The 19,451-nt window shown below is 33.6% G+C and carries 15 protein-coding genes; 14 read left to right on the forward strand and 1 reads right to left on the reverse strand.

Annotated elements, in window-relative coordinates; genetic code table 11:
* Positions 1-88: 88 nt before the first annotated feature.
* From uvrC to AC3QL1_RS03855, 10 genes are all read left to right on the forward strand, one after another.
* A complete protein-coding gene (uvrC, locus tag AC3QL1_RS03810; RefSeq protein ID WP_492495247.1) occupies positions 89-1,882 on the forward strand; it encodes an excinuclease ABC subunit UvrC in 1,794 nt (597 codons plus the stop codon).
* Positions 1,883-1,891: 9 nt separating this feature from the next.
* A complete protein-coding gene (locus tag AC3QL1_RS03815) occupies positions 1,892-4,246 on the forward strand; it encodes a patatin-like phospholipase family protein (protein ID WP_492495249.1) in 2,355 nt (784 codons plus the stop codon).
* 652 nt (positions 4,247-4,898) lie between these two features.
* A complete protein-coding gene (locus AC3QL1_RS03820; protein WP_492495251.1) occupies positions 4,899-6,056 on the forward strand; it encodes a homogentisate 1,2-dioxygenase in 1,158 nt (385 codons plus the stop codon).
* A 177-nt stretch (positions 6,057-6,233) separates the two neighbouring features.
* Complete coding sequence (locus AC3QL1_RS03825) at positions 6,234-6,593, forward strand: four helix bundle protein (protein WP_492495253.1); 360 nt, start codon at positions 6,234-6,236, stop codon at positions 6,591-6,593.
* Between the two features lie 92 nt (positions 6,594-6,685).
* Positions 6,686-7,846, forward strand: a complete 1,161-nt coding sequence (gene hppD, locus AC3QL1_RS03830) for a 4-hydroxyphenylpyruvate dioxygenase (protein ID WP_492495255.1) — start codon at positions 6,686-6,688, stop codon at positions 7,844-7,846.
* A gap of 298 nt (positions 7,847-8,144) precedes the next feature.
* Positions 8,145-8,915, forward strand: a complete 771-nt coding sequence (locus AC3QL1_RS03835; protein ID WP_492495257.1) for a DUF3108 domain-containing protein — start codon at positions 8,145-8,147, stop codon at positions 8,913-8,915.
* Complete coding sequence (locus tag AC3QL1_RS03840; RefSeq protein WP_492495259.1) at positions 8,915-9,856, forward strand: tryptophan 2,3-dioxygenase family protein; 942 nt, start codon at positions 8,915-8,917, stop codon at positions 9,854-9,856. The genes AC3QL1_RS03835 and AC3QL1_RS03840 overlap by 1 nt, the downstream gene beginning before the upstream one ends.
* A gap of 21 nt (positions 9,857-9,877) precedes the next feature.
* On the forward strand, positions 9,878-11,101 hold the full coding sequence (locus AC3QL1_RS03845; RefSeq protein WP_492495261.1) for a M23 family metallopeptidase: 1,224 nt from the start codon (positions 9,878-9,880) through the stop codon (positions 11,099-11,101).
* A gap of 61 nt (positions 11,102-11,162) precedes the next feature.
* Complete coding sequence (locus AC3QL1_RS03850) at positions 11,163-11,768, forward strand: SMI1/KNR4 family protein (RefSeq protein WP_492495262.1); 606 nt, start codon at positions 11,163-11,165, stop codon at positions 11,766-11,768.
* Between the two features lie 53 nt (positions 11,769-11,821).
* On the forward strand, positions 11,822-12,442 hold the full coding sequence (locus AC3QL1_RS03855) for a hypothetical protein (protein ID WP_492495264.1): 621 nt from the start codon (positions 11,822-11,824) through the stop codon (positions 12,440-12,442).
* A gap of 9 nt (positions 12,443-12,451) precedes the next feature.
* On the opposite strand, the gene AC3QL1_RS03860 is transcribed toward AC3QL1_RS03855, so the two are convergent.
* Positions 12,452-13,300, reverse strand: a complete 849-nt coding sequence (locus AC3QL1_RS03860; RefSeq protein WP_492495266.1) for an AraC family transcriptional regulator — start codon at positions 13,298-13,300, stop codon at positions 12,452-12,454.
* 92 nt (positions 13,301-13,392) lie between these two features.
* On the opposite strand from AC3QL1_RS03860, the gene AC3QL1_RS03865 reads away from it, so the two are divergent.
* The 4 genes from AC3QL1_RS03865 (at position 13,393) to AC3QL1_RS03880 (ending at position 19,354) form a co-directional block, all read left to right on the forward strand.
* Positions 13,393-13,953, forward strand: coding sequence for a short chain dehydrogenase (locus AC3QL1_RS03865; RefSeq protein ID WP_492495268.1), 561 nt, complete (start codon positions 13,393-13,395; stop codon positions 13,951-13,953).
* 10 nt (positions 13,954-13,963) lie between these two features.
* Positions 13,964-14,455 carry a lipocalin-like domain-containing protein gene (locus AC3QL1_RS03870; protein ID WP_492495269.1) on the forward strand — a complete coding sequence of 164 codons (492 nt, stop codon included), beginning with the start codon at positions 13,964-13,966 and terminating at the stop codon, positions 14,453-14,455.
* Between the two features lie 128 nt (positions 14,456-14,583).
* Entirely contained in the window at positions 14,584-16,227 is a 1,644-nt protein-coding gene (pgi, locus tag AC3QL1_RS03875; RefSeq protein WP_492495270.1) for a glucose-6-phosphate isomerase, read from the forward strand.
* A 391-nt stretch (positions 16,228-16,618) separates the two neighbouring features.
* Complete coding sequence (locus AC3QL1_RS03880) at positions 16,619-19,354, forward strand: TonB-dependent receptor (protein WP_492495272.1); 2,736 nt, start codon at positions 16,619-16,621, stop codon at positions 19,352-19,354.
* The last annotated feature ends 97 nt before the right edge of the window (positions 19,355-19,451 follow it).

The raw sequence follows: 19,451 nt of genomic DNA on the forward strand, positions 1-19,451 counted from the left end.
TTTGGAACTAAATCAATGTTAAGCTTCAAATGAAAATCGGAATGGTTTTTGGAACGCTTTTCGGACATCTCCAGAAACAAAAAACAGAATGCAAAAACCGTCTTTAGAACTTCAAATACAAACCTTGCCGGACAATCCCGGCGTGTATCAATATTATGACAAAGACGACAAAATATTGTATGTTGGAAAAGCCAAAAATCTTAAAAAAAGGGTTTCTTCTTACTTCAATAAAATACATGATACACGAAAAACAAATGTGCTGGTTCGAAAAATTGTAACCATAAAACACATTGTTGTTCCTACGGAAACCGATGCGCTTTTATTAGAAAACAATTTAATCAAAACACTTCAGCCGCGTTATAATGTGTTGTTGCGCGATGATAAAAGTTATCCGTGGATCTGTATTAAGAAAGAACCTTTTTCGAGAATATTTTTGACCCGAAGAATGGTCAAAGACGGCTCTGAATATTTTGGTCCGTACACCAATTTCAAAATGGTGCATACAATCTTGGATTTAATCAAAGAATTATATCCGTTAAGAACCTGCAATTACGATTTAAGTCAATCTAATATTAATTCGGGCAAATTTAAAGTTTGCCTTGAATATCATATTGGCAACTGCAAAGGTCCGTGTGAAGGACATGAATCATTTGAAAATTATCAAAGGCAAATTGATGCTATCCGCGAAATTCTGAAAGGAAATTTTAAAGAAAGTATGAAAGATTTTAAGCGTTTGATGAATGAATATGCGCAGAATCTGCATTTTGAAGAAGCGCAAAAAATAAAGGAAAAAATAGAAATTCTCGAGAATTACCAATCCAGATCAACGATTGTAAATCCGAAAATTACCAATATCGATGTTTTCTCAATTGTATCAGATGAAAGTGCGGCTTATGTGAACTTTTTACAAATTTCGCATGGATCAATCATTCGTTCGCATACGATGGAAATCAAGAAAAAACTGGACGAAACCGATGAAGAATTACTGGAACTTGCGATTGTAGAAATGCGCGAGCGCTTCAATTTATTATCAAAAGAAATCATCGTTCCGTTTGAAATAGATTTGGGAGAAAAAATCAAAACAACAGTTCCGCAATTGGGAGATAAAAAACAAATTTTGGATTTATCGATCAGGAACGCCAAGTTTTACAGAATTGAACAATTGAAACAACTTCAAATTGTAGATCCTGACCGACATGTAAATCGTATCATGGCACAAATGCAAAAAGATTTGCGTTTGCCGGTTGAACCACGCCATATTGAATGTTTTGATAACTCGAATATTCAGGGAACAAATCCTGTAGCGGCTTGTGTGGTTTTTAAAGACGGAAAAGCGAGCAAAAAAGATTATCGCCATTTTAACGTAAAAACCGTTGAAGGTCCTGATGATTTTGCTTCGATGACAGAAATTGTGTATCGCCGTTACAAAAGATTACTGGATGAAAATGAGCCGCTTCCGCAATTAATTATTATTGACGGTGGAAAAGGGCAATTATCTGCAGCTTTAAAAAGTATTGATGACTTAGGTTTGCGTGGAAAAGTCGCGATCATCGGGATTGCAAAACGTCTCGAAGAATTATTTTATCCCGGAGATTCGATTCCGTTATATCTGGATAAAAAATCAGAAACCTTAAAAGTAATTCAGCAATTGCGAAACGAAGCGCACCGATTTGGGATCACATTTCACCGCGACAAACGAAGCAAAGCCGCTTTGAATTCGTCTGTAGAAAGTATTCCGGGAATTGGCGAAAAAACGATGCTTACGTTAATACAACATTTCAAAAGTGTTAAAAGATTAAAATTGGCAAGCGAAAAAGAAATATCTAATGTCGTAGGAGTATCAAAAGCCAAAAAAATTGTCGACTTTTACAAAACCAACTAGTTATTTCTTATGCGCCCATTCCAGCTGTCCATTTCAAATACTCGGTCAAAACGATTTTTTTCTACTTCAAAAAAAGGAGCTTCTAAAGTCGCTCTTTTTTTGCAGGAAAAAATATCATTTTGCCACTCGCAGTTTTCCATTTCCATCTGGGGCGTACATTTGGCATTTTTGGCATTCCTGTTTTTAATTTCACAACAAACATTTTCTCAGGAACAAAAAAAAGACAGTATTAAAAGACCTAAAATCGGTTTGGTTTTAAGTGGCGGCGGAGCCAAAGGTTTTGCACATATTGGCGTTTTAAAAGTGCTGGAAGAAGCCGGAATAAAAATCGATTATATTGGCGGAACCAGTATGGGTTCTATCATTGGCGGACTTTATGCTTCTGGTTACAACGCATCGCAAATTGATTCTATTTTCAAAAAAACCAATTTTGACGAACTGATAAACGACTACATTCCGCGTTCGTCTAAAAACTTTTACGGCAAGAAAAACGACGAATTATATGCAATAGTTTTACCCTTTAGTAAATTTAGAGTCGGAATTCCTGAAGCACTTTCAAAAGGAATGTACAATTATAACTTATTGAGCAGTTTGACCAGAAACGTGCGTCATGTTCGTGATTTCAACAAACTTCCAACTCCGTTTTTATGTATTGGTACAAATATTGAAACCGGTGAAGAAGTATTATTGAACAAAGGAAATCTCGTTCAGGCAATGATGGCGAGTGCTGCTTTTCCTTCCCTGTTTACTCCGGTAGAAATCGACGGAAATTTATTGGTAGATGGCGGTGTTGTAAACAATTATCCTATAAAAGAAGTTCGTAATCTTGGTGCAGATATCATCATTGGCGTTGACGTTCAGGATGATTTGATGAAACGAAAAAACCTGAAAAATGCAACCCGAATCCTGGTTCAGATTACCAATCTGCAGTCGATTGATAAAATGAAAGACAAAATAAAAGATACGGATGTTTATATAAAACCGGATATTCGTGATTATGGCGTGATTTCGTTTGACAAAGGCGAAGAAATTATCAGAAAAGGGGAAGAAGCTGCTTTTGCGGTTTACGAAAAAATTAAGGCTTTGTCAAATGAAACGACTTATTATAAAAAACCGAAATTAAAAGTTGGTTCTGATACACTTCAGATCAATAAAATAAACAGTGATAAACTAGACAATTATACAAAAGAATATATTCGCGGAAAATTGCGTTTCAAACCCGGAAGTACAATTACATATGATGATTTAAAAACCGGAATGAACAATCTTGATGCAACACAAAACTTTAGTGCGATTTCTTATTGCCTTCAGCCAGCCGGAAATCAGGATGACTTGGATTTGGTTTTAAGAGAAAATCCTACTCAAACCTATTTAAAACTTGGTTTGCATTATGATGGTCTTTATAAAAGCGGAATTTTATTAAATCTTACCCATAAAAAAACATTCTTAAAAAATGATGTGACTTCTTTAGACATTATTTTGGGAGATAATTTTAGATATGATTTTAATTATTATGTCGAAAATGGTTTTAATATCAGCTTTGGATTTCGTTCGAGATTAAATCAGTTTAACCGAAATGTGACTAATAGTTTTAGCAGTTTAATTACAGAAAGCCCGGGAAGCCTTATTAATGTTGACTTTTTGGACTTAACAAATCAGGCTTATTTTCAAACTATTTTTGTGCAGAAGTTTTTAATGGGCGGCGGATTGGAATACAAATATTTAAAAATAAACTCTCCAACGCTTTCAAATGCAGACAATGTTATTGAGAAGAGCAATTACTTTAGTGTTTTTGGTTATTTAAAATACGATTCTTTAGACAGTAAAAGTTTTCCGCATTCAGGAGTTTATTTTTCTACAGAAGTACAGACCTATTTAGCTTCATCCGATTACACCAAACAATTCAAACCTTTTTCTACGGCAAAAGCAGAAATTGCATTTGTTGACCGATTATTCAGAAAAGCCACTTTTAAAATCGAAGCCGATGCCGGATTTAATATTGGCAGCGACAGCGTTCCGTTTTTTGATTATATTTTGGGTGGATATGGATACAATAAAATCAACAATTTTAATTATTTCTACGGATATGATTTTTTAAGTATTGCCGGAAACAGTTACATAAAATCGGGGTTGACACTTGATTATGAAATATTCAAAAAAAATCATATTAATGTTTCTGCTAATTATGCCAATTTAGGCGACGATATTTTTTCTACCGTTGACTGGTTATCGATGCCAAAATATTCCGGCTATGCGGTAGGTTACGGATTAGAAACTATTATTGGCCCAATAGAAATTAAACATTCGTGGTCTCCTGAAATGTCAAAAAGTTATACGTGGTTCAGTATCGGATTTTTGTTTTAGTCTCAAAATTATTTAACCGCAAAGTCCGCAAAGTTTTTTTTACTAATAAGGATTTATAAAAAGCGCAAAGTTCGCAAAACTAAATCTGAATTAATTGTTGCTGTATTTCAAATATAGCCCAAGGTTTCAACCTTGGGAAACGTATTAAGATGACTGAGACGTATTGAGATCTTTATATTGCGGCAATCCATTGCGCTCCAATGGTTGAAACCATTGGCTATGTTTTTCCCATAACGCTTTGCGAACTTACCGTTTCTAAGAAATACTATTAGATAAAAAACCTTGCGCACTTTGCGGTTACTATTTTTTACTCCTTAAGATTATCAGATCTTTTTACAATTTCATTCTTTACCTTAATTGAGAAAAAAATTGAATTATTTTGCTACTATATCGTTGTAATGTCAAAAAATTTAGATTAATTTGCGGTTATAAATGATATGATTTATAATTTAAATCAATAAAAATTACGACATTTGTTATAATGAAAACAAAATGGACAGGTTTATTAGAATATCTTCAATTCCTCATCAAGAGAAATCCTGAGTGAAACCACCGAATTGAGATGATTAGTCAATCATAAATTGATCTGATTATCTGTTCCAATTCACCTTTTTCGAATTATCTAATTTACAAATTATCTAATTGAAAAGCCATGCCATTATATCACAAACTTGGAGATTTCCCTCAAAAGAGACACACGCAATTCGAAAAACCTAACGGAGGTTTTTATTACGAACAATTGTTTGGAACTGAAGGTTTTCACGGACATTCATCATTATCATATCATGTTCACAGACCAACTCAGGTTAAAGAAATTTTAAACTCTTATTCGGTTGAACCAAAAATTGCAATCGGAAAAAATATAAAATCGTTATTATTTAAAGGTTTTGAATTAAAACCTGAAAACGATTTTCTTGACAGCCGCAAAGCTTTATTGGTCAATAAAGATTGTATCATTGGTCTGGCTGCTCCAAAAGAATCGCTTCGAAATTATTTCTACAAAAATGCGGATGCCGATGAAATGCTTTTCATCCATAAAGGAAAAGGAAAATTAAGAACCATGTTAGGAAATATTCCTTTTGAATATGGCGATTATTTGATTATTCCCCGAGGCATTATTTACCAAATAGAATTCGAGACTGAGGAAAACCGACTTTTTTACGTTGAGTCCCACTCTCCTTTTTATACTCCAAAACGTTACAAAAACCAATCTGGCCAGCATTTAGAACATTCGCCATTTTGCGAACGCGATTTTATTTTGCCAAATGAATTGGAAACACATGATGAAAAAGGCGATTTTTTAATTAAAATCAAAAAAGAAGGCATGATTCACGAAGTGGTTTATGCAACACATCCTTTTGACGTTGTGGGTTGGGACGGTTACAATTTCCCATACGGATTTTCGATTCATAATTTCGAACCTATAACGGGACGTGTGCACCAACCGCCTCCGGTACATCAAACTTTTGAAACGGCAACTTTTGTCGTTTGTTCTTTCTGTCCGAGACTTTACGATTATCATCCAAAAGCGATTCCGGCGCCATACAATCACAGCAATATAGATTCTGACGAAGTTTTGTATTATGTTGATGGCGATTTTATGAGCCGTAATAATATCGAGCAGGGACATATTACGTTGCACCCAAAAGGAATTCCGCACGGTCCTGCACCAGGCGCGATGGAACGTAGTATTGGCCACAAAGAAACCCAGGAATTAGCCGTAATGGTGGATACTTTTCATCCTTTAATGGTAACAGAAGAAGCAATGGGGCTTGATGACGGACAATATTACAAATCCTGGACTGAATAATGAGTTAATGTGCCAATTTGATAATTAGATAATTTATAAATTGGGGAATATGGAATTAGAAAATTAGTCAATTCTAACGAGATTAAAAAGTAGTCTTTGGATTACAATTTATTTACTTTTGCCAAGCATTATAATAAATTATCTCATTAACACATTTTCTAATTATCAAATTAAAACATGACTTTCAACGAAAAATACAAGGATAACGCTCTTTTAATTAAAACTTTCAATTTTGCATTAAATATAATTGACTACACAACTCAACTTCAATATCAAAAAAAGTTTGTAATTGCCAATCAATTATTAAAAAGTGGAACATCAATTGGAGCAAATTCAAAAGAATCACAAAACGCAGAAAGTAAAGCCGATTTTATACATAAATTAAAAATCGCGATTAAGGAAGCAGATGAAACAGAATATTGGTTGTTTTTATGCGATGCACATAACGAATATCCTAAGTGCAGTCGTTTACTAAATGATCTCTCAGAAATTTTAAAAATTTTAAATAAAATAATATCAACATCTAAGAGGAATTAGAAAATTAGAAAATGTGTCAATTAGAAATTATTTTTAATTATTAGCATTTCAAAAATTATCTCATTTTCTCATTATCAAATTATCTAATTATCATGAGTAAAGAAGTAAAATCAGTAGAATACGGTTTAGAAAAAATCTTTGAAGGAGCACAGGATTTCCTTCCATTATTAGGAACCGATTATGTAGAATTCTACGTAGGAAACGCAAAACAATCTGCACATTATTATAAAACAGCTTTTGGATATCAGTCATTAGCTTACGCAGGATTAGAAACCGGAGTTAGAGACAAAGCCTCTTATGTTTTAAAGCAAGACAAAATCAGAATTGTTTTGACAACGCCTTTAACTCAGGATTCGCCAATTCACGAACACCTTAAAAAACATGGAGACGGTGTAAAAGTTGCCGCTCTTTGGGTTGAAGATGCGAGAAGCGCTTATGAAGAAACTATCAAACGCGGTGCCCGATCCTTTATGGAACCAACGGTCGAATCAGATGAATTTGGAGAAGTAGTTCGTTCCGGAATTTACACTTACGGAGAAACGGTTCACATTTTTGTAGAGAGAAAAAACTACAACGGAGTTTTTCTTCCAGGATATAAAGAATGGAAATCAGACTATAATCCGGAACCAACAGGATTAAAATATATTGATCACATGGTGGGTAACGTGGGTTGGAATGAAATGAATACCTGGGTAAAATTCTATGAAGAAGTGATGGGATTCGTGAATTTCTTGTCTTTTGATGACAAACAAATTACCACAGAATATTCTGCTTTAATGAGTAAAGTAATGTCTAACGGAAACGGAAGAATTAAATTCCCAATCAATGAACCGGCAGAAGGAAAGAAAAAATCTCAAATCGAAGAATATTTGGATTTTTATGGCGGTCCCGGAATTCAGCATATTGCGATCGCAACAGATGATATTATAAAAACAGTTTCACAGTTAAAAGCACGTGGTGTTGAATTTCTATCTGCTCCTCCGCATACTTATTACGAAGCAATTCCGGAAAGATTGGGTGTTCATATGGGTATGATGAAAGAAGATATTAATGAAATTGAAAAATTAGCCATCATGGTCGATGCCGATGAAGATGGTTACTTATTACAAATATTTACCAAGCCAGTTCAGGACAGACCAACGCTTTTTTTCGAAATTATACAAAGAATGGGTGCAAAAGGATTTGGTGCAGGGAACTTTAAAGCACTTTTTGAGTCAATCGAAAGAGAACAAGAATTGAGAGGAACTTTGTAAAATCGCATTATTTTTACATTAAATCGAAGAATTCTCTGTAAAGTGATGCTTTTTATGCAAATGTTATGTTAAACTTGCCTTTTGCTATTTGTTTTTTGAACTTTCTATCTATCTTTGCACTCGCAAATCAGAAAGGGGTGGTTTCCTTTCGAATTGATATAAATTTCATAATTTATAGTTTTTTGGTTAGTTAATAGCATAAAAACTCAGTCATTATTGACTGAGTTTTTTTGTTTTGGTACATTTGGAATAGAATTTGCATTTATCTATCTTTATAATAAAATGTAAATATTGTACTATGAAAAAGTTAGTTCTCATCATATTAGCCCTCACCGTTCTCAGTTTTGACAGCCAGCGTGAAGATGCCTTCGACACAGGAGAATACTTTAAATTTAGAATCCATTATGGAATTGTAAACGCCGGTTATGCGACACTTGAAGTAAAAGATGCCACCATAAATAACAAAAAAGTATTTCATGCCATTGGCAAAGGTTATACCACCGGAATGTCAAAATTTTTCTTCAAGGTTGAAGATTTATACGAAAGCTATTTTGACAAACAAACCGGTGAACCGTATCGTTATATTCGAAAAATTGACGAAGGTGGTTACACCAAAAATCAGGAAGGTATTTTTAATCAGAGCGAAAACAGAATATTAGTAAAAGATTATAAGAGAAAATCAGAAAAAACAATTCTTCTTACTGACAATGTACAAGATATTATTTCTTCTTTTTATTATTTGAGAAATCATCCCAACATTGACAAATTAAAATCTGGCGAATCTATTTCTATCGACATGTTTTTTGATGAAGAAATCACAAAATTTAAGTTAAAATATGTAGGTCGTCAGGATATTACAACTAAATTTGGAACCGTTTCTACGATGATGTTTAAACCATTGGTACAAACAGGCCGCGTTTTTAAAGAAAAAGAAAGTGTTACGCTTTGGATAACAGACGATAACAACAAAGTTCCAGTAAGAATTAAGGCAGATCTTGCAGTAGGATCGCTCAAAGCGGATCTTGAAGAATATAAAGGATTAAAAAGTCCATTTAAAGTAAAAAAATAATGAATACCACCGATAATTCTGAATCACTTTTAAGAGAAATTGATCAAAAATTTCAAGCTATAAATCAAAAAACAGACGTTCAGCTTGAAGGTTTACTTTGGTCAAAACCAATAACTTATTGGGATTACATTCAGACTGATGCACTTTTAAATCTACAAATTCAGCGCACGACGCTTCCTGACGAAATGGTTTTTATCATGTATCATCAGGTAAACGAATTGATTTTTAAAATGATCCTGTGGGAAATTGATCAAATTGCCGAAACCCAAAACATTCAGGTAGATTTTTTCAGCGAAAGATTATCCAGAATTACACGTTATTTTGATATGCTTACGAATTCATTCAGTATCATGGAAAATGGTATGGAAGTGGATCAATACATGAAATTCAGAAATACCCTGACTCCGGCAAGTGGTTTTCAAAGTGCACAATACCGATTAATTGAATTTGCTTCTACAGATGTTATCAATTTAACAGATCGCCGATACAAAGACAGCTTTGACGAAAACACAGATCCTGAAACTACTTTTGAACATTTGTACTGGCAGGCTGCAGGAAAAGATTATCACACCGGCAAAAAATCGTATTTGCTTCAGGAATTTGAAAACAAATATAAAGATCAGTTTTTGCGTCAAATGTCTTCTTTCAAAACAAAAAACATCTGGCAAAAATTTACTCAGTTACCAATCGAAGACCAGCAAAATCAGGAACTTATTAAGGCAATGCGCCATTATGATCAAACCGTAAATATTACGTGGGTCATGCAGCATCTTAATACTGCAAGAAAATACATACTAGAAAGTGGGAAAGGAAATGGCGAAGCAACTGGCGGAAGCGATTGGCAAAAATATATGCATCCAAAATTTCAAAGACGCATCTTTTTTCCTAAATTGTGGACCGAAGAAGAATTGTCCAATTGGGGAAATGAAGCTACCGTTTAATCTCCCAAAAAAATTAAAAGTTTGAAAAAAGCATTCGTAGTTATAATAGTATTATTTTCAATTTTTTCATGTAATAAAACCGCTGAAAAAACAGAAACTAAAATTACACCCAAACCAAAAACTAAAAAAATAGAATTTGGATTTAATTACGCTGACTATAATGTTGTTCAGGATACTATAAAAAAAGGAGATTCTTTTGGATCTATTTTTCAAAGCCAAAATATTGGAGACAAAAAAGTCTTTGATATTGTTGAGCAGGTAAAAGATTCCTTTGATGTTAGAACAATTCGATACAACAAACCTTATACAATTCTTCGCTCTAAAAATAAAACCAACAATCTTGAAGTTTTTATATATCAGCCTGACGCTTTAACATATTATGTTATTGATGTCAGAGACAGTATTGCAAAAGCTTACAAAAAAATAAAACCGGTTACTTTTAAACGTAAAATAATTGGCGGCGTTTTAAAAAGTTCTTTATCTGAAACTTTAGGAAACGAAAGCGTTGAAACGGCACTTGCCAACAGAATCACCAAAGTATTTTCATGGTCTATTGACTTTTTTAAACTTAAAAAAGGAGACCGTTACGGTTTAATTTTCACAGAACGTTTTATTAACGGAAAAGTTTATGACGGCGTTGAAGATCTTGAAGCTGCCTTTTTTGAATATAAAGGAAAAATCATTTATGCTTTTCCTTTTGAAAAAGATACCCTTTCAGGAAAAGTAGAATATTATGATGATGAAGGAAAAACGCTGAAAAATTTCTTCTTAAAAACACCAATCAAATTTAGCCGAATCACTTCAAGATTTACGATGAACAGATTTCATCCGGTGCAGCATACCTGGAAAGCACACAAAGGTACAGATTATGCGGCTCCAACAGGAACGCCAATTTCTACAACGGCCTCGGGAGTTGTTGAAGCCACAGGTTATACTGCAGGAAATGGAAACTTTGTAAAAGTAAAACACAACGGCACCTACTCTACTCAATATTTACACATGTCCAGAATCCTTGTAAAACGCGGACAAAGAGTTACGCAAGGACAAAAAATTGGTTTGGTTGGAAGCACAGGACTAGCTTCGGGACCACACGTTTGTTATCGTTTCTGGAAAAACGGCGTTCAGGTCGATGCACTTCGTTTAAATCTTCCAACAGGAGAATCTTTGACCGGAAATGACAAAACCCGCTTCTTAAAACAAATGGAACCTTTAAAGAGAGAATTGGATAGTATTGGGAATTTATAGAAATAACACTTTTTTCTAAACAACAATTTTAAATTCAAGCGCTACATAAAGCAAGGACAAAATGATAGAAATAAACAGAAAAGAAGACATCATTATTCCTTTTGAGAAAATAGGTGAAATTGGCTGGGAAGAAAAAACAAAATCGATTATTGAATCTCTGGCCGAAAACTGGAGAAAAGATTTAGAAAAACCCATTTCAATAACAGAAATTAATAAATTAGAAAACCACATTGGAACTACTCTTCCGGATGGGTTAAAGATTTTTTACAGTACTTTTGGCATTTCTGATATAGGCGAAGAATTACAAAATTTTGACGACATCATGTGGATAAAAGAGCTTTGGGGAGAAGATAATCCTTATGGTCCAGAATTCACGGAAGAAGATAACATACCACTACAGCATTTAATTTCATTTAGTGATTATTTAGGAAACGGTAATATGTTTTGCTTTCATAGTGAAACAAAACAAATCTATTACTACGATCACGACACGAGACCGTATATAACAAAAATGTTTGATACTGCCGACGATTATATCAAAGGTTGTTTGATTTTTGCCCAAACCGATCTTTTTGGAGAAGTTAAACAAGAGCAAGTTGAAAAATGGACCGAAGAAATTGCAGAAGATTTATTTAGTCAGGCAACTGTTAGAAAATGGCGTTATTAAAAAACAAACCCAACAAAAGGCATTAATATACAATTCTAAAAAATAGAAATCACATGAAAAACAAACGCATTAAAGATATTCTTGATGAAACTTTTTCAGATTTAAAACTATTTTACAGAGACACTACTTTATCTGATGATCTAATTTTAAAATATAAAATTGGGCAAATAATCAAGGAGAAAGGTTTTACTGATATGAGTTATATCGGTGGCGGTCTTTCAGGAAATTGCCGTTATTTAATCGCAAGTTCGGATGCGAGGGATTTATCTAAATTTAATCCTGCTTCAGTAAAAAACGGACACGCTCTTTTAGATGATAATTCCTTTTTTAAAGTTTTGGATATTCAGAAAGTGAAGAATAAAACGCAAATTTTCCTTTTAAATATTCCCGGAAACTCACTGATTCTTTTTAAAAATTCCACTTCAAATCTTGAAGAAGAAATCACAGAGAAAGCAAGACAAAAATTTATTTCTAAAGTCGATTCTGCTTTAATACCCGAATTACAAACTGAAGACTGGAAAGAAAGAACAAAATCACCAATTGGAATGAGTGATAATGGCGAATTCTTTTTTGATGATGCAAAAATAACTGCTGAAGAACCAAAAATAATTGAAATTAATAAGGCTGAGAAAAAAATTGAGATTAATAAAAAGCCGTGGTGGAAGGTTTGGTAATTCAAATACTTATTTCCCAAACTTTTTTCTAAACTCAGAAGGATTCATTCCTTTGTGTTTCCTGAAAACTTTATTCAAGTGACTTTCGTCAGAGAAATGAAGTTCGTCTGCAATTTCGTTTATACGCATATCGGTGTTTAAAAGCCTGGCTTCGATCAATCGTAATTTATAATTTGAAATATAATCTTGTAATGTTTCGCCGGTTTGTTTCTTAAAATACCTTCCCAGATAATTTACCGAGATATTTAAGTGTTCACTTATTTTATCGGATTTTAATTCTTTCGGGTTAAAAATATTTTCCTGAATATAATGCAATATTTCAAGTACGGTTTCGCCTGTTGCTTCTTTAATATTCTTTGGCAATTTCAACGCAATATTTCTTGCCACAATTGTAATGATTGCATTTACAATCTGCTCCGTTATTTTTTGATGATAAATTTGCTGATTGGTTTGTTCGTTGATGATGCTTTCAATAAGCGAAGCAATCAAAGGTTTGTCGATCGTGTTTTTTAAAATACATCCGGGACGATGGCTTGCGTTTTGCAAAATATATTCCATTCGCTGTACGGTTTCCTGCAATCCGTTTTGAGAAGTGGTCTTGATGAAATATTCATTAAAACGAAGAAAAAAGAATTTGGTTGAAGTTAAAATTTCGAATGAATGTGTGTCTTGCGGCGTAACAAGAAAAAGATTTCCTGCGCGATATGGAAATTTATTTTCGTTTATAATCTGAATTCCGGTTCCATCGACAATATAAATCAATTCAAAAAAAGTAATCTTTCGCGATATCTTCGGAAACTGCTGCAGTTCTTTAAAATCAACTTCAAAAGGGAGATATAAATTTCTATCTGTCATCATCGCAGAATACAATTTTAATACAAAAACGTACAATTTTAAATGAAAGCACGCTCTTTAATTTTGTGAAAGATAACAACTTAAATGGTAACAAAATGAGAATACTTTTAATTGGTGCAAATGGGGAAATTGGCAAAATAATTAAACCTGCATTTGCCAAAAATCACGAAATTATTTCTGCCGGAAGAAATAGCGGTGATTATCATGTAAATATAGCGGATGTAAATTCGATTGAAAAATTATTTCACCAGATTGGAAAAATTGATGCGTGTATTTGCGTTGCAGGCGATTGTTACACGGGAGATTTACTTTCGCTTGACGAAGAAAAATTAAACATTGGTATTGAAAACAAATTATTGGCACAGATAAATCTGGTTTTAACTGGTCAAAAATTCCTGAATGATAATGGTACTTTTACCCTGACATCAGGAAAAATGGGAGACAAACCGGTAAAAAACAATATCGCAAAAGCAATCGTAAATGGCGGAATTAACAGTTTTGTTCTTGCCGCTTCACTCGAATTAGAAAGAGGAATCAGGATTAACGCCATAAGTCCGGCGAAAGTTGCAGATATTCCTATCGATGACTTAACAAATGCATATTTGAAAAGTGTTGAAAGTTCCATAAACGGAGAAATTATTAAAGTTAACTATTAAATCAATTCCAATGAAAAAACTACAAATCCTATTATTGGCGGTCATCATTTCCAATTTTGCTTTTGCGCAGAAAGTAGAAAAAACACTTATCGGTTCCTGGAAATTGGTTTCTGTTGAAAACACAGATTCAGACGGCATCAAAACATTTCCGTACGGAACAGATGTAAAAGGTGCATTATTTTTTGATGAAAAAGGAAATTATGCGATTCAGATTTATAAGAATGACAGACCAAAAATAGTTTCGGGCGACAAGAACAAATGCACGCCTGAAGAAAATGCGGCGATTGTACAGGGAAGTAATTCGCATTTTGGAAAATATGGAATTAACACTATGGACAAAACGATCACTTTCAAAATAGAAACGGCTTCATTTCCAAATTGGGAACAAACAGAACAAAAGCGTTCTTACAATTACAACAATAATAAATTAGAATATATTGTAGTTAACACCACTCAAGGCGGAAAATCTGTTACGGCAAAAGTGGTCTGGGAAAAGATTTAGCCACAATCGTTATCATTTGGAAAAACGTTTTCGTAACTAATTGTTATATAATTATGAAGCTTAAAGCTATTAAAAGTAATTTCAGTATTTTTGTGTTTCAATAAACAAACTTTCAATAAAAAACAAAAATGGCTTTAAACACAACAAACCCAACCGGGACTGAAGCGTGGAAAAATCTGCAAAACCACTATAATGCGATTCAAGCAACTACGATACAAGAATTGTTTCAACAGGATAATGCCCGTGTTGAAAAATTCAATTTACAATGGAATGATTTTTTAGTTGATTATTCTAAGAACAATATTAGTCAGGAAACTATTTCGCTATTATTAGAATTGGCCAATTCAATTGGATTAAAAGATGCGATTTCACAATATTTTGGTGGCGAAATTATCAACCAAACTGAAAACAGAGCGGTTTTGCATACAGCTTTGCGTGCACCGGAATCTGCAGTTATTAAGGTTGATGGCGAAAATGTAATTCCTGAAGTTTACGAAGTAAAAAGTAAAATTAAAAAATTTACCAGTGAAGTTATTTCGGGAGAAAGAAAAGGTTTTACAGGAAAAGCTTTTACTGATATCGTAAATATTGGCATTGGAGGTTCTGATCTTGGTCCGGTTATGGCGGTTGAAGCTTTACAGTTTTACAAAAATCATTTAAATACACATTTTGTTTCGAATGTTGATGGCGATCACGTAAACGAAGTAATCAAAAAATTGAATCCTGAAACTACATTGTTTCTGATTGTTTCTAAAACTTTTACAACTCAGGAAACATTATCCAATTCTGAAACTATAAAAGAGTGGTTTTTAAAATCGGCTTCGAAAGAAGATATTGCAAAACACTTCGTTGCTGTTTCTACAAATATTCAAAAAGTAACTGAATTTGGAATTAATCCGGACAATGTTTTCCCGATGTGGGATTGGGTTGGAGGAAGATTCTCTTTATGGAGCGCTGTTGGTTTGAGTATCGCATTGGCAATTGGTTTTGATAATTATAATGATTTATTGAAAGGCGCCAATGAAATGGACGAGCATTTTAAATCGGCTGAATTTGATGAAAACATTCCGGTAATTTTGGCTTTATTAAGCGTTTGGTACAACAATTTCTTTGGTGCCGAAAGTGAAGCTTTGATTCCGTACACACAATATTTATCAAAATTAGCTCCATATTTACAACAGGCAACTATGGAAAGTAACGGTAAAAGTGTTGGCCGTGACGGAAAACCAGTAAACTATCAAACCGGAACTATTATTTGGGGAGAGCCGGGAACGAATTCTCAACATGCTTTCTTTCAATTAATTCATCAGGGAACAAAATTGATTCCGACTGATTTTATCGGATTTGTAAAACCATTATACAGAAACGAAGATCATCACGATAAATTGATGTCAAACTTTTTTGCTCAAACGGAAGCGTTGATGAACGGAAAAACTTCGGCTCAGGTTCAGGCAGAATTTGACAAACAAGGACTTTCTGCAGAAAAAGCATCTTATTTACTGCCTTTTAAAGTTTTTACCGGAAATAAACCAACTAATACAATCTTAATTCGAAAATTAACACCAAAATCCTTGGGTTCATTAATTGCATTATACGAACACAAAATTTTTGTTCAGGGAATTATCTGGAACATTTTTAGTTATGATCAATGGGGAGTTGAATTAGGAAAACAATTAGCCAATTCTATTTTGGAAGAAATAAATACTAAAACAGTTAAAACTCACGATAGCTCAACATCCTTTTTGTTGAATCATTTCCTGAAAAATAAATAAATTAAAAATTACCTAACGATTTGAAACGCCTTGATTTACTAAAAATTAAGGCGTTTTTTCGTATAAATAGCGGTTTTTAACAAAGAAATCAACTTTATTTGAAAGGCGAACACTACAACACTGTCCACATTATTACGATTTTAACAAAAAACCACACAGTAAATTTAAAAATATCTTATTTTCTGTAATAGAAAAAGAATAAATCATTTTAATGCGTAACGGATTAAACAAAAGTTGTTTTTCTTAACAGTTTGATAACATTAACCGAATTAAATGTTATAATTTTGCCAAAAACAATAAACTAAATAAACAAATGAAGACAATGAAAAATTGGTTACTCACGGGACTATTGTTCATGATAGTTTCAACCGCATTTTCTCAAAACAAAATTATGGGTACTATTACAGATGGTGCTCTTTCTTTGCCTGGTGCTAATGCAGCAGTTAAAGGCTCTTCAGACGCTGGTTCAAGTGATTTTGATGGTAAATTTACCATTACAACTTCAGCTACATCTGGACAGATTGTTGTTTCTTATCTTGGATACGAATCAAAAACAATTTCATTTACTGTTTCAAACGGAGGAACTGTTAACTTAGGGGTTATTACTTTAAGTTCAAATTCTAACGAATTAACTGAAGTAGTAGTTAAAAGTGGTGTAATTGACTTAGTACAAGATAGAAAAACTCCAGTGGCAGTTTCTACTATCAAAGCTACTGAAATTCAAGCAAAATTAGGTTCTCAGGAATTTCCTGAAATTTTAAAAAGCACTCCTTCTGTATATGCTTCAAAAGCAGGTGGTGGATTTGGTGATTCAAGAATTGTTATTCGTGGATTTGATCAAAAAAACATTGCTGTAATGATTAACGGGGTTCCTGTTAATGACATGGAAGGTGGTTCTGTATATTGGAGTAACTGGGCAGGTTTGTCTGATGTAACTTCAGCAATGCAAGTTCAAAGAGGTTTAGGAGCGTCTAAACTTGCTATTTCTTCAATTGGAGGAACTATCAATGTTATAACAAAAACTTCTGACATGAAAGAAGGTGGAAATATTTCATCTAGTTTTGGTAACGATAACTACCTTAAAGTTCAAGGTTCTTACAATACTGGAGTAATGAAAAATGGTCTTTCTGCTTCTGTTTTATTTAGTAGAACTGAAGGAAATGGTTACGTTGACGGAACTAAATTTGAAGGATACAATTATTTCATGGCTTTTGGTTACAAAATAAATGACAAAAACAGTATTCAATTTACTTTTACAGGTGCGCCTCAATGGCACAACCAAAGATCAACTTCTCCATACTTAACTGATTTCTTAAAATATGGAAGTGATGGTAAAGAACCAAACATCAAATATAACTCTGATTGGGGATATAGAAATGGTGAAGAAACCAGCTTAAAAACTAATTACTACCACAAACCGGTAATGAGTTTAAACTGGGATTATGATATTAACTCAACTACAAAATTCTCTACAGTTGTTTACGGTTCTTGGGGTCGTGGTGGAGGAACAACTTCTAACGGTGGAATAAAAGGTCAAAACCCTTACACTATAGGAACTGCAACAGCGCCTAACAATTTAAGAGATGCTGATGGTTTGATTAAATTTGATTTAATTCAGGCATGGAACTCAGGACAACCAACAACATTAGGAACAAGAACTCCTATTGCAGGTGGTGCTTACCAAAATAGTACTGTTACTGGAAGTGCAACAAACTTATCTACAGGTATTACAGAGTATTCTTCTATAAACTCTCATAACTGGTACGGTACGGTTTTAAATTTAGATAAAAAATTATCTGACAGTTTTAATTTAAACTTCGGAGTTGAAGGAAGAACTTATACTGCAGTTCACTATCAAACACTTATCGATTTATTTGGAGCGACTAACTACCTTGACAGAACAAATAAAAGCGGCGATAGTGTAACTCCAATTAACACAGTTCTATCTACTACATATGCAGCCAGACCAACTGGAAATCCATTTGTAAGTACAGATTATCAGGAAAGACTTGGTTATTCTTATGACAGTAAAGTTAATTACTATGGTGCTTTCTCTCAATTAGAGTATTCAAAAGGTAATTTATCTGCTTTCCTTCAAGGTGCTATTTCTTCACAAGGATACAAAAGAGAAGATCACTTTAACTATGCTCCAACAAACCCTCTTTCAAGTACAGATTACGAAAACCTTACAGGTGGTGACGTAAAAGCGGGAGTTAATTATAACATTAACGAGCAACATAATGTTTTTGTTAATGGAGGATACTACTCTAAACAACCTTTCTTTACATCAGTTTATCCTAACTTCCTTTCAGTTACTAATCCAAATTTAACGAATGAGAAAATTAGCGCTATTGAACTTGGTTATGGTTTCCGTTCAAGAATCTTTACTGCAAATTTAAATGCTTATTATACAACTTGGAAAGACAGATTTACAACTGGTCCTGATCCTGATGCGGCATCAAACCCAGGAGGATTATACACTTTTGACGGTGTTAATGAAATTCATACAGGTGTAGAATTAGACGTTACTGCAAGACCAATTGATAAGTTAAAATTAAACGGAATGATTTCTGTTGGTGACTGGAAATATGATGGAAATGCAAAAAGTAATCGTTTTGACAATCAATACCAACCAGTTGCTGGAGGAACAGCTCAAACTTTATACCTTGACGGAGTTAAAGTTGGAAATGCTGCTCAGACTACAATGGCACTTGGAGCTGCATACGAAATCTTCAACGGTTTGAATGTGGATGCAAACCTTAACTACTCTGAAAAATTATATGGAAACATTACTCCTTCAAGTTTTATAAAAGAAGACAACAAAGGAGCTATGGAATTACCTGGTTTTGCAACTACAGATGCTGGTATATCTTACAAATGGGTATTAAGCGATAAATTAGGTGCATTAAACTTCAGACTTAACGTAAACAACGTTTTTGATAAAATATATATCAATGAGTCATTTACTAACATATTTGCAGACGACGTAAAAACACCAGCTGCAGGAGGTAATCCGGCAGTAACTTATCAACAAGCTGGAGCTGTTTATAAAGGTGTTGCAACTGACAACAGAGTTTACTTCGGTTACGGAAGAACTTGGAACTTTACTTTCCGTTACGATTTCTAATATTTAGAATCTAAATAAATATCAAAAACGGCGTTGACTTTTAGTCCAACGCCGTTTTTTTTATGCCCTTTTTTATTATATTTGTTTTAAACAAAAA

It is taken from the genome of Flavobacterium sp. GW823-FHT04A11, from assembly GCF_058796535.1.

Excerpts from the sequence above, each read along its gene's own strand:
- AC3QL1_RS03860 (WP_492495266.1), bottom strand. The coding sequence starts at position 13,300 with ATGATGACAGATAGAAATTTATATCTCCCTTTTGAAGTTGATTTTAAA.
- AC3QL1_RS03855 (WP_492495264.1), top strand. The coding sequence starts at position 11,822 with ATGAAAAACAAACGCATTAAAGATATTCTTGATGAAACTTTTTCAGAT.
- AC3QL1_RS03865 (WP_492495268.1), top strand. The coding sequence starts at position 13,393 with ATGAGAATACTTTTAATTGGTGCAAATGGGGAAATTGGCAAAATAATT.
- hppD (WP_492495255.1), top strand. The coding sequence starts at position 6,686 with ATGAGTAAAGAAGTAAAATCAGTAGAATACGGTTTAGAAAAAATCTTT.
- AC3QL1_RS03870 (WP_492495269.1), top strand. The coding sequence starts at position 13,964 with ATGAAAAAACTACAAATCCTATTATTGGCGGTCATCATTTCCAATTTT.
- uvrC (WP_492495247.1), top strand. The coding sequence starts at position 89 with ATGCAAAAACCGTCTTTAGAACTTCAAATACAAACCTTGCCGGACAAT.
- AC3QL1_RS03820 (WP_492495251.1), top strand. The coding sequence starts at position 4,899 with ATGCCATTATATCACAAACTTGGAGATTTCCCTCAAAAGAGACACACG.
- AC3QL1_RS03850 (WP_492495262.1), top strand. The coding sequence starts at position 11,163 with ATGATAGAAATAAACAGAAAAGAAGACATCATTATTCCTTTTGAGAAA.
- AC3QL1_RS03825 (WP_492495253.1), top strand. The coding sequence starts at position 6,234 with ATGACTTTCAACGAAAAATACAAGGATAACGCTCTTTTAATTAAAACT.
- AC3QL1_RS03840 (WP_492495259.1), top strand. The coding sequence starts at position 8,915 with ATGAATACCACCGATAATTCTGAATCACTTTTAAGAGAAATTGATCAA.
- pgi (WP_492495270.1), top strand. The coding sequence starts at position 14,584 with ATGGCTTTAAACACAACAAACCCAACCGGGACTGAAGCGTGGAAAAAT.
- AC3QL1_RS03880 (WP_492495272.1), top strand. The coding sequence starts at position 16,619 with ATGGGTACTATTACAGATGGTGCTCTTTCTTTGCCTGGTGCTAATGCA.
- AC3QL1_RS03815 (WP_492495249.1), top strand. The coding sequence starts at position 1,892 with ATGCGCCCATTCCAGCTGTCCATTTCAAATACTCGGTCAAAACGATTT.
- AC3QL1_RS03835 (WP_492495257.1), top strand. The coding sequence starts at position 8,145 with ATGAAAAAGTTAGTTCTCATCATATTAGCCCTCACCGTTCTCAGTTTT.